Genomic DNA, 14,017 nt, shown 5'->3' with positions numbered 1-14,017 from the left:
CGGGCCCCGCGCGGCGCCCGCCCCCCCCGCCCCCCCCCCCCCCCCCCCCCCCCCCCCCCCCCCCCCCCCCCCCCCCCCCCCCCCCCCCCCCCCCCCCCCCCCCCCCCCCCCCAGATCACCCGCGGTAAGCGGGCGCACAGAAGAAGTAGCTGACGGTGCGGGGGAACACGTGCTGCTGCTTCGGTACGCGCCCCCGCATAACCGTTGATGACTCGTTCCATACGCTACATCAAAGGTCAGAAACGGACAAGCTAGATAATCTAGCTATCAAATTTGTGACACAGCAGGTCGTGATCTGCAACGGTAGAGGCATGATGCGGGGGCGCAACATCTGGGTCCCCCATGCATTCATAGGGGCAGGACACCATGACAGACACCCAGACGCAATCGGACAACACGCCTTCGCAGGAGCAGCTACGCCACGTTGACGGCATGGTCGCGAAGCTTCGGGAGATGCGCCAGCTCACCAACAAGGCGTACCGGGAGCAGAGAGATACGCGGAATCTCAACGACAAGGACATGGCGGCGCTGGGTTACCTGTCCCAGGAATGGGGCGAGGGCAAGGAGGTGAGTCCGAAAGACATCGCCGCTCACCTCGGGCTGTCCTCGGCGACGACGACCTTGGTCCTGGATCGGCTTGAAGCCGATGGATACGTGACACGGCGGCCGAGTAGCACCGACCGTAGAGCCATACTGCTCAAGCCGTCATCTTCCATGCAGGAATGGACCGAGCAGTACCCGGCCTCGCTGCTGCGAGCGAGCTTCCTCGACGTAGCAGCGGGCCTTGCTTGCGCGGACGTAGCGATCATCGAGCAGTACTTCGCCGCCGTCCTCGATGACGTCCGCCAGCGGCTCGCCTGAGCCCACAAACTCCTCGTGCCAAGAATGTACCGGTTGAATGACGTTGGCCCAGATGCCTGTCCTAGCTCCTCGTCGACTTGCCGCTCCGGCAACCGGCACTCTGAGCAGTCAGGACCTGTTGATGGGCCAGAGGAAGACTCCAACTGGTCAGGTCGCATATCGCTAGATTGTCTAGCTTTACATTCTTCTAGGTAACTGCGTAGGCTCAGCTCAGGTCAAGAAAGCGGCCATCATGATCTTCAGGTGATCTTGAAGAGGTTCAAAGGTTCGGCTCATGTCTATCTCTCCCTTGGCACCCTCCCCTCGCACAAGCATCCCCCTGGTTGTCCGCTCCATGTCCGAAGGCTCCGTTTCTGAACCTGTGGAGCATGTCCTTCACGCCGTTACCTCTACTGATCTCATCGGTCTGCCTTCTGGCGGGCTGGAGCAGGTGCAGCAGGTTGCACTTGGATGCAACGATGCGATGGAGGTTCCGTTTGATCTCAGTGAGGAAACTAACCGGGATCTTCGTCGGTGGAGCAATGCCCTATACAAGGTCATCGACTCGGACTTCCCGCCCTATGGCGCATGCGATGACTATGAGCGGGTAACAGCTGAGCTCGAGCGCCGGACAGCCAAGCGTGCGCAGGCTTCACCATCGATGGTGCGGGAGAAGTTCCGCGACAACGCTCTGAGCCGCCGCTTCGAGCTGTTCCGCAACGGGTCCCTCGCCGGCTATGTCAGCTACACGATGCGGGCCGGAGCCCTGCGGTTGCACCGCACCGTCATCACTGAAGACTTCGAGAGCATGGGCATCGAGGGCATACTGACGCGTAACGTGATCCTCGTAGCCCACAAGCGCCGGCTCGCAGCCATCCCGTATTGTCCCGTAGTGCAAGGTTTCCTGCGGGAGAACGCGCAGTACCGGCAACTGATGCACGTGTCCTAGAGCTGGGGGCCCGCTCTCCTGAACTGTCAGCTGAATGACGGGCGTGCCTGGTGTGGCGGTACAACAGGAGCCGCACCGGCCACGAAGCAACTGAGCAGCCCGCACCACAACCTGCACGCACGCAATTCCACAGGTCGGCCCGTAGCAGACAGCTTCACCGTCTGTAGGGCCTAGTTAGTCCGACTGTTGACCGTCTTTGTCGAGTGCCCGCCCAGTAGCTCATCCAACTGACGTCCTGCGGTTGCTGCGTGATCCACTTGACAGGGGCTGCCCCGACTGGTCAAGCAGACGGCCAGCCGAGGCAGCCCCTCCGCCTAACCCCGCCCCCTCCGACAAACTCGCGTCACCGATCGATACGTCAACAAATAGGTACCCGCGAATCAAACTCCCATGGGTCAGCTCGCGTGAAGGGCTTCGGGTGCTGAAAGGAAAGGTGAAGGGCTTGTTCGCCAGTATGTATTCCATCGATGTGCCGCGGTGGAAGGGGCCGCTGCCGGAGGAGAGGACGGCCATGGTGGAATTGGCGTAGCTGTTCCACCAGTTCGCGAGTTCTGTCGTCGCGTTCGTGCGCAGTGCTTCCCATGCGGGGGCTGACCCACGCGGCGATCTTCTCGTTCCTCAGGCACGTGGCCATCAGTCGAGCGGTGCCGAAGACGCGTTCGCGCTGCTTGCCGGGTAGCGACAAGATGGTGCCCATCGAGTCGGCTTCGAAGGTCAGGAAAGTGCTGTCATAGCGCGTCGTATCGGTAATTGTGCCAAAACCTACAATGTGAGCCATGAGCGCCGGTCGAAGTTTTCCCGTGACTGCAGACAGTAAGACTCGCTCAATCTTCAGTCGAATCCACGGATGATACTGCCGGTAGTCGTCGCCCGTCTTTCGAGTATTCGAGCTGCTAACTCGGGTGGGTGGCACTCGTGCTCGAGAAGGGTGGAGCTCGTAGCGTTGGCTCAGGGGTGGACAGCCCTGCCCGTTCTCGCGATGTGGTTGGTTGACACCCCTGGCAGCGTCCTTCTCTTGAGACCGGAAGCGACGATGCTGGTAGCTTCCCGTCCCCCAGCACGGAAGCGACTGCTGGTAGGGGCGGCGGCGCCCGAAATCCTGTTGAGACCCAGGCTTCTAGGGCGCCGCCGACTCCTTACCTCAAGATGGCTTCCCTAAACCAAGACCACGGGGACGAAGGGAAGTGCGGGGATGTGTGTCGGGTAGGCTCACGCCATGGCCACCTCAAGGGATCAGACGTTGTCGATCGTGTATTCGAGCACCGCAACGCGTCCTCTAAATGATGCGGACCTCTCGGCCCTGCTGGCCATCAGCCGGCGAAATAATGCCCGCGCCGAGGTGACAGGGATGCTGTTGTATCGGGGCGGCCGTTTCCTTCAGGTGCTCGAGGGCCCCGAAGCAGGTGTACGCGACCGCTTCCTCGCCATTAAGACGGACACCCGCCACATGGATGTACAGGTCCTCGTCGAGGACCGGACCCAACACCGCCAGTTCCCTGACTGGACTATGGCCTACGAAGCCATCACCACGAGTGCCGGGCATGACATTCCCGGCTATGAAAAGTCCTTTGAGGACATCACCGAAGTCAGCCGTCGCGAAGAGGACCTCGACGACACGATTCAGATTGTTCGCGCACTGATCCGCTGGTTCCAGGAACGGGCCGTCCCTCTTCGATAGTCCTGCCCGCACCTGTAAAAGTGCTCCTGAAATTTACGCAGAAGGAGCCGCGCCGGTCTCTCGCCGAGAACCGCCAGGGCTTCGCGGCTACTGTCGATGGTTAGAGTCGTCTCGGCGTTGACGCCTTCAACCTCACCGTCAATTCCCCAGGGTTCGTCGGCCTGCCTGTCCAGAACGGACCGCCCACTGCTCCAGGACCGGTCAGTCATCGCCGTGTTCACGACGCGCTGCGCGCGGTGTCGAGCTTCCTGCACCAGCATCGTCAGGGTCATGAAAGCGGGGGCGTCGTCTCCCAAAAAGGTCCGACGTGAGATGCGGCATCAATTCATCTCATTGAACGCACTGCAGCTAGTCGCGAAATGCGAAGACAGCTCCGCAGCAGATTTGTCCTTCTGTGTACCTGTACTTACCGCTGGCAGCTTGTACTCGGATAGAAGCAGGTGTCCTGCAGCTGGCTACGAGGCGTCGCCGACAGACCTTAGCGACGCTACGAGCAAGGGGCCGCAGGCACACCAGCACGAATCCCGCGTCCTATCACCAACGCCGATAAGGACTTCCGCTACCGCCCGCCCCGCACCCTGACTCTCTAACCGCTTAGAGCACCACCCTTCGCAGCAGGTTAGCCACGCCTGAAGTTGAGGGGTCGATCCTCGCCACCTGCGACATAACGATGGTTATCGGCGATCCAGCGTCTGCCTAGCCTGGACACTTTCTCAGCAAGTCTGCCTGGTTAGATCAGTGGATCGCTTCAACGCGTCGTCGATTGAAGCGATCCACCGGTGGGGTTCGTGAGTTATGCGGCGGAGATGTCTGCTCCGGTGAGGAGCGTGACGAGCTCGCGGCCGTTTGTCTCGGAGGCCTTACGGCTGGCAATGGCTCGTCCTTGGCGCATCACCCAGATGACGTCTGCGAGGCCCATGACTTCCTCGAAGTTGTGGCTGATGAGGATGACGGTGATGCCTTGCTCGCGGAGCTGGGTGATGAGCCGGTGAACTTCAGCACTTTCGTTCGGGCCAAGGGCTGCGGTGGGTTCGTCGAAGATCACCGTTTTGGCTCCCCAGGCGACTGCCCGGCAGATGGCGACGGCCTGCCGCTGCCCACCTGACATGCCGCCGATTTCCTGGGTGAGGGAGAGGGTGGTGTTGCCGATGCGGGCCAGCATTTCCTTCGCCCCGGCCTTCATTTTCTTCTGGTTGAGGAGGCGGAAAGGCCAGATTCCCGTCCGGATTTCGCGTGAGAGGTAGAGGTTTTGCATGACGTTGAGGGTGTCGATGACCGCGAGGTCCTGGTAGACCGTCTCGATGCCGAGGTCGCGTGATGCCTGCGGCGAGGAGATGTCAGCTGGTTCCCCGTCGACGAGGATTTGGCCGGTGGTGGGCTGGTGGATGCCGGAGAGGCACTTGATGAGTGTGCTCTTGCCAGCACCGTTGTCACCGATGATTGCGGTGACCTGCCCGGCGGGGACCTGCATGGAGACCCCGCGGAGGGCGTGGACACCGCCAAAGTATTTTTGAACGTCGATGAGTTCGATCATGTTCTCAGCCATGAGTTGGTTCCGATGCTTTCAGGTTAGGAGCGGTGAGGTGCTCCGAGGTTAGTGTGAGGTGCTCCAGTTCCTGGCGGTCCGTACCGGCCAGGTAGGAGGAGGACTTGCTGCAGACGATTCGCCCTGCCGCGTCGGCGTAGGCCAGGGCTTCCGCGAAGTCGCGCCCGGATGCGAGGCCGGCGACGAATGCGCCGAGGAACGTGTCTCCCGCGCCGATGGTGTTGACGACCGTTGCAGGCGTTCCCTGGATTCGCCCGGTGCCGCCCACACCGTCGATGTAGGCAGCCCCGTCCGATCCCAGGGTGAGCACAGCGGCGACGGATCCGGCGTCCTGCAATCCTTTGAGAAGCTGGTCCGGGTCGTTCTCGCCCGGCTGGTTGAGGACGAGCTGGGCTTCCTCCCGGTTGAGGACGGCAACGTCCACAAGTGGCAGGAGATCCCGCGCGCCGTCCTGAATCGGGGAGAGGTTCAGTACGACGATGGTGCCGAGAGCCCGGAACCGTTGCGCCGCGTGACGCGTCGTGGCGAGGGGAACTTCGAGGTTGAGCACGGCGTAGTCCGGAGCAGTCGTGTTCTCGAGAAAACGATCGACGTCCCCGGGGGTGAAGTTGCCATTCGCACCCGGGATGACGACGGTGTCGTACTCCCCTGCTGCACTGACCCTGACGTGTCCGATGCCGGTACCGGCTTCCGGATCGAAGACCAGGGAGCTGACGTCGATTCCGGCACTGGTGAGGGTCCGGGCGATGAAGGCGCCGAAGTCGTCCTCCCCTACCCTGCCCAGGAGCTGGACGGGGGCAAGGGCGGCGATGGTCATGGCCGTGTTGAGGCTTTTGCCTCCCGCGGACATCTGGAAACCGAGACCGTCGGCGTACCTGGTCGCATCCTGGGCATCGCCCAAGTATGCGACCAGGTCCACGTTGATGGAGCCGGCTACACAGATACGGTGGTTTTCCACTTCTCCCCCATGACTGTCTCCCACAGGATGGGAGCGGAATCCAAGGCATGTCCTGTCGGCAGGTCCGGGTGGTCCCTGACGAGGGTGCGGGCCATCTCGATGATGGCACCCATGCGCACGATATTCATGGCGCACTCCTCGACAGGATTCTCGCGCACCGGGTCGGTATCGAAGTAGTACGTACCGGCGTAGCCCTCGCGGATGAGGTAGTAGGCGAGCTCGATGGTCTCGGAGAGGTGGATGCTGCCCACCATGAGCCCGTCGTCCGCCACACCGTGGGAATCGTTGAGCTGCAGCCCGAAGAGCTTGCCGGACTGCAGGCACATTGCGGCTGACTGCGCCGGATTCTCCCGTGCCATCAGCAGGTGCCCGAAGTCCAGGGTCACGCCGACGTTCGGTCGGTCGGTGTCGTTGACAAGGTTCATGACCGCACCGGTCGTGTTGAGGATGGTGCGTCCCCGCGGGTCGGCCGGCTTGTACTCGATGGAGACCCGGATCGCCGGGTTGTGGTCGGCAACGGCTTGGAGGCTTTCGACCATCCAGGCCCAGGACTTGGTGTAATCCATCTGCAGCGGGTATTCGTAGCCGTCGTGCGCGGGCCAGAGCAGCACGTGGTCGGCGCCGAAGGCCGAGCACAGGTCGATTGCTTCGATGACCATCTGCACGGCTTCGGCGCGGATCTCGGCGTCCGCGTTGGTGAAGGCGCCGTTCGAGAAACGCGGTGAGGGCCAGCGCAGCTGGAGGGCGGGGACGTCCAGGCCGGCCTTCTCGACGGCGTTCTTGATGTCCTCGACGGAATCGTGCTTGAAGTGCTCGGGGTAGTTCAGCTCGAGCGAGGTCAGGCCGGGAACGGTACCGGCCAGGGCGATGAGCTCCAGGATCGGCTCGTCGCCTGTAGGCAGCTTCTTGCCCTTGCCCAGGGCGAAGGAGTTGACGCGGGTGGAGTACTTGACGGAGGACATTAGCGCTTCGCTTTCGATCGGGATGCAGCACGGTCGACGAGGACCGCGAGGAGGATGATGAGGCCGGTGATGAGGAGCTGGTAAAACGGGTTGACGTTGAGCAGCGTGAGCCCGGTCCGGATGGACCCGAGGAGCAGGGCTCCGAGGACCGTGCCGACGATCGAGGCGCGGCCGCCCATGAGGCTGGTGCCACCGACGACGACGGCGGCGATGACCGTGAGCTCATAACCGGTGCCGGAGATAGGTTCGGCGGCGCCGATGCGGCTGATCAACAAGACCGCAGCGAATCCCGCCAGGCCGCCAGCGATGACGAACGCGGAGACCTTGGTGCGCTTGACGGCAATGCCGCTCTTCAGTGACGCGTCGGCGTTGGTGCCGACAGCCTTGAGGTGCACGCCGAGCTTGGAGCGGTTGAGGATCAGGTAGCAGATGACCGTGATGGCCACCAGCAGGATGATCGGGATGGGAATGGTGCCGATCGTTCCGCTGAGGATGTTCCGGAAGCCCTGGTCGAGGCCGAAGATCGGCAGCCCGTCCGTATAGAGGAACGCCAGTCCGCGGTACACGTTGAGGGTCGCCAGGGTGACCACGAAGGACTCGAGGGAGAACACGGCCGAGAGGCTGCCATTGACGAACCCGAGAACGGCGCCGAGCAGGATGCCGGCGATGATCGTCGGAATGGCACCCCACGTCTCGAGGTTCGCGGCGCAGACGACACTGACGAGGCCGACGATGGAGCCGACGGAGAGGTCAATGCCGCCGGTGACAATCACCAGCGTCATGCCGAGGGCGATGATCGCGATGATCGCGGACTGCACGCCCATCTCGAGGAGGTTGGAGATGCTGAGAAAGGACGGCACGAGGGCCGTGAACACGGCGAAGGTGACGATCAGGGCGAAGATAACGCCAAGGATCCGGTTGTTGGCGAAGTCAGGGAGCCGGGAGGCTCGTTTCGCCGGTGCCGCTGCGCCGCGGCTTGCCTGCACTGCAGGCGTTGGTTCTTTGATGGGGATAGTCATGCCAAGGAACTTTCTGCTGGAGAGTTGGCAGGGTCTGCGATGGGCAGGTCAGTCGAGGGTGGGGGGTGCGTCGTCGACGTTCTCGGTGGTGATGAGTGCCTGAGGTGTGTAGACGGCGCGGGGGACGTCCTGTCCGCCGAGGATGCGCAGGGCCACGTTCACGGAGACCTGGCCCGTGAGGTACGGGTAGGAGTCGACGGTCGCGGTCAGGTCGCCCGCGCGGATCGCGTCGTAGGCGGCTTCAACGCCATCGGTACCGATGACCATGATCTCGCCCTTCTTGCCGGCGGCGTTGACGGCCTCGGCGACGCCGAGAGCCATGCCGTCATTGTTGGCGTAGATGGCCTTCAGGTCGGGGTACTGGCTGATGATCGTGGTGGCGGCGTCGCGTGCCTTTGCGATGTCCCAGTCGCCGGGGACGCTGGCGACGACCTCGAGGCCGCCCTCTTCGGCGGTCGTGGTGAAACCGTCGGTGCGCTGCTTGGCGGCGTACACGCCGGCCTGGCCTTCGATGACTGCGACCTGTGCGCCTTCTTCCGCGGACTCGAGGACGAATTCCGCGGCGTTCACGCCGTTCTGGCGCTGGTTCGGGCCGACCCACTGCTTGGCTCCGGGAAGGACGGCGTCGTTGACGTTCACGACGAGGAGGTCCTGCTGCTCGGCCTTTTCGACGGCCGGGCAGAGATTGGTGTCCGTCTGCGGGGAGACCAGCATCGTGTACTTCTTCTGCAGCATGGTCTCCGCGGAGTTCAGCTGCCCGACCTGGTCGGATTCGGTCGCTGCGGCCTGAACCTCGACGCCCACCCCGTACTGCTCGGCCGCTGCGGTCTGGCCCTCGGACAGGGCGACCCAGTACTGGTTACCGAGGAACTTCATGATGGAACCGATCTGCGTTCCCTCGGGGGCCTCAGGAACAGCTCCGAGCGTGCTTTCGAGCTCTGTGTACTCGACGCTGTCCTCGGCGTCGTCGGTGCTGAACGGCTCGCCATCGACGGAGCAGGATGTTCCCTCGGCTGCCCCTGCGCTGGAGCCCCCTCCGGAGGTGGCGGGAGCGGCCGCTCCGCAGCCCGATAGGACGAACGAGATCGCGAGGATCGAGAGGACCCCGGCGAGCTTCGGTGCAGGTGATGCTGTCTTCGTTGACTTCATTTTCTCTCCCTGGGACGGGTTGATCAGTCGAGAAAATTCCTTCCGGAACTTCGGCGCTGAAGTTGATCTAATGGTTGGAGTCTAGGAGCCTGTAGAGCCAAGAAAAGGGCTGAAGGACGATCTCCTGTAACGATTAGTCGTGCCTGAATATCCATTCAGGGGGCTCCTGAGAGCTATGGGACAAGTGATTTAGGCAACACCCCGCCACCGCGCAGAACATCACTTCTCGTCCGTGTGACCGGGCAGAATCGAGCTTGCATATATATTCATCGAAAGTGCCGAGCCTTCGGAAGGAACCGCTGTATGACACCTCCAAACGACCCCGTGTCACTCTTGACGGCGAGCCCGGACCAGTTGCGTCTACTGACGAAGATCGCAGTTCTGTATCACGAGGAGGGGCTTGCGCAGTCCGACATTTCGAGCCGATTGAACCTTTCCCAGGCCAGGGTGTCGCGCTGCCTGAAGCTCGCCACGGATCTTGGCATCGTTCGCACGTCCGTGGTGCAGCCGCCAGGCATTTACGTCGGTCTGGAGAAGGCTCTGGAGGAGAAGTATGGGTTGCAGGAGGTTGTCGTCGCGGACATGGTGGACGACGCCTCCCTGGGGATGCGGTTGGGGTCCTGCGCGGCCACCTACCTGGAAACGACAATTGAGGTCGACGACGTCGTTGGCATCTCCAACTGGAGTACGACGCTGCTGCAGACCGTGGAGGCGATGAGGTCCCGGCCCCGCAAGGTCCTCAGCGAAGTGATCCAGATGATCGGAGGGGTAGGTAGCCCGCAGGCGCAGATCCAGGCGACGCGCCTGGTGTCGCATCTTGCCGAGCTGACGTCCGCCAAGCCGTTCTACATGGCCGCCCCAGGTTTGGTCGCGAACCACGAGATCCGTCAGGCATTCCTTGCTGATCCCGCTGTTGCCAGCACCGCGGAAGCTTGGGACCGGGTCAATACCTCACTTGTCGGGATCGGCACGTTCCCCGCTTCACCGTTATGGCAGGCCAGCGGCAATGCCCTGACCACCACCGAGGAGAAAGCGCTCCTGGATTCCGGGGCGGTCGGAGAGATCTGCCTGCGTTACTTCGACATCGACGGAGCACCCATGAACTCAGCGATCGAAGAGCGGATGGTGTCCATCAGCTCCGAGGCGATGCTCCGCATACCCCGCCGGATCGGAGTCGCCGGTGGAATGCGGAAACTGGACGCCATCCGTGGAGCGATCAACGGCGGCTGGGTGAACGTCCTCATCACCGACTCCGAGGTCGCCCGCCAACTCCTCGAGCCCCCGCGCCTGCGTCCCAAGAGATAGACAGAGCGTGTCGGCCTAGTTAGGTGACCGGTTTGTTGCGGTACCGGCCCACCAGTTCCGGTGCCGCGGCCTGCAGGCGCACCGGTGCGAGACCCCGTGCCATGAGCCTCAGGTCATCGACGACCATGTCCCCGATCGATTCGAAGGCCTGGGTAATACCCCCGGCACGATGCGGAGACAGGACCGTGTTCTCGAGACGCCGGAAGGGGCTGTCCGCGGGTACTGGTTCTACCGGCCAGACGTCGATGGCTGCGAGGAATCGGCCTGCGGTGAGCCGCTCGAGCAGCGCATCATAATCAACGACCGCCGCCCGGCTCACCAGAATCAGCCGTGCACCCGGGGGGAGCAGATCCAGGGCCGGGCCATCGAGGAGGTGGGCGCTGTCCGCAGTAGCCGTCGCGAAGACATAGACGAACTGGCTCGCGGACAGCGTTTCTTCCAGGCTCGAGGCGATTCCTCCGGTGTCCTCGATGACCGCGGCCGGTAGCCACGGATCATAGATGCGGACGGTGTTGTGAAAAGGCTGCAGAAGACGGTGCAGGCTTCGTCCCAGGTTCCCGTACCCGAGGATCCCGACCGTTGCCCGGTGCAGGAGGACCGCACCGGTGTTCGATTCGCTCACATACTTCTCAGACCCTGTGCGCATGGCGCCGTCCTGATCGCTGATACCCCGGGCGAGGTCGATAGCGAGTCCTAGTGAGTATTCGGCTACCGCCTGGGAGTAGGCCGATCCGCACCCGAGCACCCGGATGCCTCGGGAGAAAGCGGCGGCGTAATCGACATTGGGGAAGAAGTTCCCTTCCACGTTGATGAGCGCTTTCAAACGGCCCGCCCGGGCCAGCCGTGCTGCGTCGAGGTCGGGCTGCCCGATGATCGCGAAAGCCTCTGGGAGGTGCTCGTCGAAGACTTCATCATTTGGGGCGTCCTCCAGGTCGATGACAGTGAAAACGTCATGGAGCGCGTTCAACGCCGCGGGAGTGAAGATGCGGTCGCGCTTCTGGGGTGCAGGCCGGAGCAGCACCACGGGCTTGGTGGGCAGAGTGGTCATCATGGTCCTCGATCTGGTTGGTGTGATTTCAGAGGTGTGTTCTGAGGTCCGCCTCGAGTGCGGCACGAGCGTTGTGGGAATGCCGCACGCTGACGGTGAAAGCCCCCAGGTCCCTGCCGAGGGCCAAGTAGGCGTCGCTGTCTTCCAGAACGACACAGGGAGGCACACACAGATCTCGGAAGATCGTTTCCTTGTCACGGCCCGGCTTTCTCCGTGCGACCTCCACGAAGGGGCCGAGGTTCCAGGTGATGAGCAGGGCTGCTATGAGGTCGGGATCCCCGTTGGAGACGACGACCTGCTCGGATGCGACGGAAGCAAGCGCCGGCATCAGCGTGGCGGCGAGCCACGAGGGTTGAAGGTTGCCCAGAGCCAGTTGCGCGACGACCTCACCTCGTTCCCGGTGCAGAGCCGCTATCTCATCCGACGCGGCCGGAAACCCTTCGGCGATCAATCGTTCCCAGATCCACTGCTCTGTGTGCCCAACCAGGGCATCGAAGAAATCGACCACGAAGATATGTCCCCGCCGCTGGCCCAGCTCCCGGTAGCTGGCTTCGTGCAACGGCTCCGTATGGCCAACCACCCCATCGAAGTCCCAGATGACGCGCGCTCCCGCTGCCTCCTGCATGAGCCGCTCGGTGAGGACCGTCGGATCAGTCTCGTCGTCGGGCATGGGTTCCTTCCGCGTTGTCAGGGCTCAGAAGTTGAGTGCCCTTGTCCATCCGTCACCTTAGGCATATCTCTTCCCCTTCCGGCATGGGTAAGCCGAACAGCAGGGCAGATTCCTTGGGGTTCTCCCCATAACACCGCTTATCGGCGATTGGCGGAAGGGGCGCCCGACGGTCTTCAGCACCACTTCGTGAGCAGGCGGAGGTACTGCTTGCGTTCTGGCATGGCACACCCGCTGGCCACTCTCATCCCCGAACGCTGAACTTATCTGACGCAATCGACGGCTGCGGTGAGATCGTCAGCCGCGACAGCTGCAGTGCAGGATCGACCAGCTTCAGCGGATCGTTCTACCTGACGGAAGGTAGGTTATCGGCGGTTCTGCCTCGCCCGTTCTATCGCCTTTCAACGAGCGAAACTTCGGGCTGCTCCGAGTTCAGCGATCCGCCACTGGCCGTAACAGCGAACGCCAGCACAGGCCCGTTTGTGGCTCCTTGTCCGCCGGAAATCCGACGGACAAGAAGTGGTGCCTCCGATGCTGGTACAAACGCGCTACGGCCTTGGGGAACGGAGAGGGTCGCGTTCGGGGTGTCGAGCACGATCGGTCCGCTTACGGCAAGGACGATAACAGGCCCGTTTTGAACAATCGGCACCTGTTCGAGGACGACATTCCCACCCTCTACGACGGCATTGCCGCTCTGGCCGGCTTCAGTGCTCTCCGCGGACCGACCAGCACGACTAGCGGCCTCATCGGACAGAAGGATTCGCTGGAGCTGGAACTCTTCGAAGGGCGGGCGGAACAGCTCTTGGTCTAGCAGCGTGTATTCAGGCATGAGCGACGGCGGGGCCAGTGGCTCGAATACGACGGTAGAGAGCAGTTCGGCGGAATCTACATGTTTCGGCGTAAGGCCGCCGCGGAGGACGTTGTCCGACGATGCCATTACCTCAATGCCCAGACCTCGTAGGTAGGCGTGGATATTGCCAGCAGGAAGGTAGATGGCTTCCCCTGGGCGTAGCGAAACGCGGTTCAGCAGCAAGGCTACGAGAACCCCCGGGTCTCCTGGGTACTGTGCCGCGAGCTCTACGATCGTCGTGGCGTCGCGGCTGATCGAGCCCTCCGACCATCCTGCTTCGGGTGTTGCTCCGATGCGGCTACGTACAGCGGTCTCCACGTCCGTAACGATCTCCGGGGGCGTGTTGAGCAACAGGGTGAAAGCAGTGCGGAGCGAGCCCTCGCTCCCTGTAGCGAGATGCATGGCCACGGTATCGAAAACTTCGTGGGCCGGGGACCCGTGTTCGACGGCGGACGCGAGGACTGTGAAGATGCTGACGGCCTCGGCGAGGGGGCGGAAGCCGCACAACGCCTCGAAAGGGGTCAGCGCTAAGATCATCTCTGGCTTGTGGTTCCGGTCCCGGTAGTTGCGGTGTGGTGCGCCCTGCGGTACCCCCGCAGCTTCCTCGACGTCGAAGCCGGCAGCGGCCTGCTCGAGGCTCGGATGGACCTGTAAGGAGAGCGCCGATTCGGCGGCGAGTACCTTCATGAGGAAGGGAAGGAGCCCACCGAAGCGAGCGTTCACCGCATCGCCAAGAAGCTTCCGAGAATCCTTCGCGATGAGCTCGTCAAGGCCGCACCGTCCGCCGTCGTCCTGCAATACCTGCGACGGCGAGTCAGGATGCGCCCCGATCCACAGCTCAGCTTCAGGTTGGCCGGAGGGATCCCTGCCGAGTAGTTCGGCGATCGCCGTCTGAGAACCCCAGGCGTACGAACGAAGCGTGTTATCGAGGAGATACATCAGTCATCCTTTGGTAAGAGAAGCGCCCGTGACGGTTTCCGCCGACAGTAGGAAGCCGGCTCTGACCAGCGACCCTTAGGGGGCTGGTCAGCGCCGGCCAGTAGTGG

General features: G+C 62.7%; 13 protein-coding genes. 4 read left to right on the top strand and 9 right to left on the bottom strand.

Going from position 1 to position 14,017, the window contains the following annotated elements; all coding sequences use genetic code 11:
- Positions 1-366 precede the first annotated feature (366 nt).
- Positions 367-861, top strand: coding sequence for a MarR family winged helix-turn-helix transcriptional regulator (locus AC0Z9V_RS16525; protein WP_485142158.1), 495 nt, complete (start codon positions 367-369; stop codon positions 859-861).
- A 274-nt stretch (positions 862-1,135) separates the two neighbouring features.
- Positions 1,136-1,789 (top strand): N-acetyltransferase, encoded by a 654-nt coding sequence (locus AC0Z9V_RS16520; protein WP_485142157.1) that lies wholly within the window; start codon positions 1,136-1,138, stop codon positions 1,787-1,789.
- Positions 1,790-2,008: 219 nt separating this feature from the next.
- Here AC0Z9V_RS16520 and AC0Z9V_RS16515 read toward each other — a convergent pair whose 3' ends face one another.
- Entirely contained in the window at positions 2,009-2,362 is a 354-nt protein-coding gene (locus AC0Z9V_RS16515; RefSeq protein WP_485142163.1) for a hypothetical protein, read from the bottom strand.
- A gap of 643 nt (positions 2,363-3,005) precedes the next feature.
- Here AC0Z9V_RS16515 and AC0Z9V_RS16510 point away from each other — a divergent pair.
- Positions 3,006-3,467: a BLUF domain-containing protein gene (locus AC0Z9V_RS16510; protein ID WP_485142156.1), complete on the top strand. Its 462-nt coding sequence runs from the start codon at positions 3,006-3,008 to the stop codon at positions 3,465-3,467.
- Between the two features lie 793 nt (positions 3,468-4,260).
- On the opposite strand, the gene AC0Z9V_RS16505 is transcribed toward AC0Z9V_RS16510, so the two are convergent.
- Genes AC0Z9V_RS16505 through AC0Z9V_RS16485 form a run of 5 tightly spaced genes read right to left on the bottom strand, consistent with a single transcriptional unit; the run spans position 4,261 to position 9,101 of the window.
- Positions 4,261-5,013, bottom strand: a complete 753-nt coding sequence (locus AC0Z9V_RS16505; RefSeq protein WP_485142155.1) for an ATP-binding cassette domain-containing protein — start codon at positions 5,011-5,013, stop codon at positions 4,261-4,263.
- Positions 5,006-5,971, bottom strand: coding sequence for a PfkB family carbohydrate kinase (locus tag AC0Z9V_RS16500; protein ID WP_485142154.1), 966 nt, complete (start codon positions 5,969-5,971; stop codon positions 5,006-5,008). The genes AC0Z9V_RS16505 and AC0Z9V_RS16500 overlap by 8 nt, the downstream gene beginning before the upstream one ends.
- Positions 5,947-6,933, bottom strand: coding sequence for a sugar phosphate isomerase/epimerase family protein (locus AC0Z9V_RS16495; RefSeq protein WP_485142153.1), 987 nt, complete (start codon positions 6,931-6,933; stop codon positions 5,947-5,949). Before AC0Z9V_RS16495 ends, AC0Z9V_RS16500 begins: the two co-directional genes overlap by 25 nt.
- Positions 6,933-7,952, bottom strand: a complete 1,020-nt coding sequence (locus AC0Z9V_RS16490; protein ID WP_485142152.1) for an ABC transporter permease — start codon at positions 7,950-7,952, stop codon at positions 6,933-6,935. Before AC0Z9V_RS16490 ends, AC0Z9V_RS16495 begins: the two co-directional genes overlap by 1 nt.
- 48 nt (positions 7,953-8,000) lie before the next feature.
- The gene (locus AC0Z9V_RS16485; protein ID WP_485142151.1) at positions 8,001-9,101 is read right to left on the bottom strand and encodes a sugar ABC transporter substrate-binding protein; all 1,101 of its coding nucleotides are present in this window, start codon (positions 9,099-9,101) and stop codon (positions 8,001-8,003) included.
- Between the two features lie 303 nt (positions 9,102-9,404).
- On the opposite strand from AC0Z9V_RS16485, the gene AC0Z9V_RS16480 reads away from it, so the two are divergent.
- Positions 9,405-10,406 carry a sugar-binding transcriptional regulator gene (locus AC0Z9V_RS16480; RefSeq protein WP_485142150.1) on the top strand — a complete coding sequence of 334 codons (1,002 nt, stop codon included), beginning with the start codon at positions 9,405-9,407 and terminating at the stop codon, positions 10,404-10,406.
- A gap of 19 nt (positions 10,407-10,425) precedes the next feature.
- Here the strand turns inward: AC0Z9V_RS16480 and AC0Z9V_RS16475 are convergent, their stop codons facing one another.
- The 3 genes from AC0Z9V_RS16475 to manA all read right to left on the bottom strand — a co-directional run bounded on the left by AC0Z9V_RS16475 (position 10,426) and on the right by manA (position 13,910).
- On the bottom strand, positions 10,426-11,454 hold the full coding sequence (locus tag AC0Z9V_RS16475) for a hydroxyacid dehydrogenase (RefSeq protein ID WP_485142149.1): 1,029 nt from the start codon (positions 11,452-11,454) through the stop codon (positions 10,426-10,428).
- A gap of 28 nt (positions 11,455-11,482) precedes the next feature.
- The gene (locus tag AC0Z9V_RS16470) at positions 11,483-12,124 is read right to left on the bottom strand and encodes an HAD family hydrolase (RefSeq protein WP_485142148.1); all 642 of its coding nucleotides are present in this window, start codon (positions 12,122-12,124) and stop codon (positions 11,483-11,485) included.
- 388 nt (positions 12,125-12,512) lie between these two features.
- Positions 12,513-13,910, bottom strand: coding sequence for a mannose-6-phosphate isomerase, class I (gene manA, locus AC0Z9V_RS16465; RefSeq protein ID WP_485142147.1), 1,398 nt, complete (start codon positions 13,908-13,910; stop codon positions 12,513-12,515).
- Positions 13,911-14,017: the final 107 nt, after the last annotated feature.

Source organism: Arthrobacter sp. UYP4, from assembly GCF_057291175.1.
The sequence above is the reverse complement of the archived record's forward strand: the minus strand, read 5'-3'. Positions and strand labels throughout refer to the sequence as shown.

Bases quoted from the DNA above. Each gene is read 5' to 3' on its own strand.
- AC0Z9V_RS16490 (WP_485142152.1), bottom strand. From the start codon at position 7,952: ATGACTATCCCCATCAAAGAACCAACGCCTGCAGTGCAGGCAAGCCGC.
- AC0Z9V_RS16485 (WP_485142151.1), bottom strand. From the start codon at position 9,101: ATGAAGTCAACGAAGACAGCATCACCTGCACCGAAGCTCGCCGGGGTC.
- AC0Z9V_RS16520 (WP_485142157.1), top strand. From the start codon at position 1,136: ATGTCTATCTCTCCCTTGGCACCCTCCCCTCGCACAAGCATCCCCCTG.
- manA (WP_485142147.1), bottom strand. From the start codon at position 13,910: ATGTATCTCCTCGATAACACGCTTCGTTCGTACGCCTGGGGTTCTCAG.
- AC0Z9V_RS16525 (WP_485142158.1), top strand. From the start codon at position 367: ATGACAGACACCCAGACGCAATCGGACAACACGCCTTCGCAGGAGCAG.
- AC0Z9V_RS16510 (WP_485142156.1), top strand. From the start codon at position 3,006: ATGGCCACCTCAAGGGATCAGACGTTGTCGATCGTGTATTCGAGCACC.
- AC0Z9V_RS16480 (WP_485142150.1), top strand. From the start codon at position 9,405: ATGACACCTCCAAACGACCCCGTGTCACTCTTGACGGCGAGCCCGGAC.
- AC0Z9V_RS16495 (WP_485142153.1), bottom strand. From the start codon at position 6,933: ATGTCCTCCGTCAAGTACTCCACCCGCGTCAACTCCTTCGCCCTGGGC.
- AC0Z9V_RS16470 (WP_485142148.1), bottom strand. From the start codon at position 12,124: ATGCCCGACGACGAGACTGATCCGACGGTCCTCACCGAGCGGCTCATG.
- AC0Z9V_RS16505 (WP_485142155.1), bottom strand. From the start codon at position 5,013: ATGGCTGAGAACATGATCGAACTCATCGACGTTCAAAAATACTTTGGC.
- AC0Z9V_RS16475 (WP_485142149.1), bottom strand. From the start codon at position 11,454: ATGACCACTCTGCCCACCAAGCCCGTGGTGCTGCTCCGGCCTGCACCC.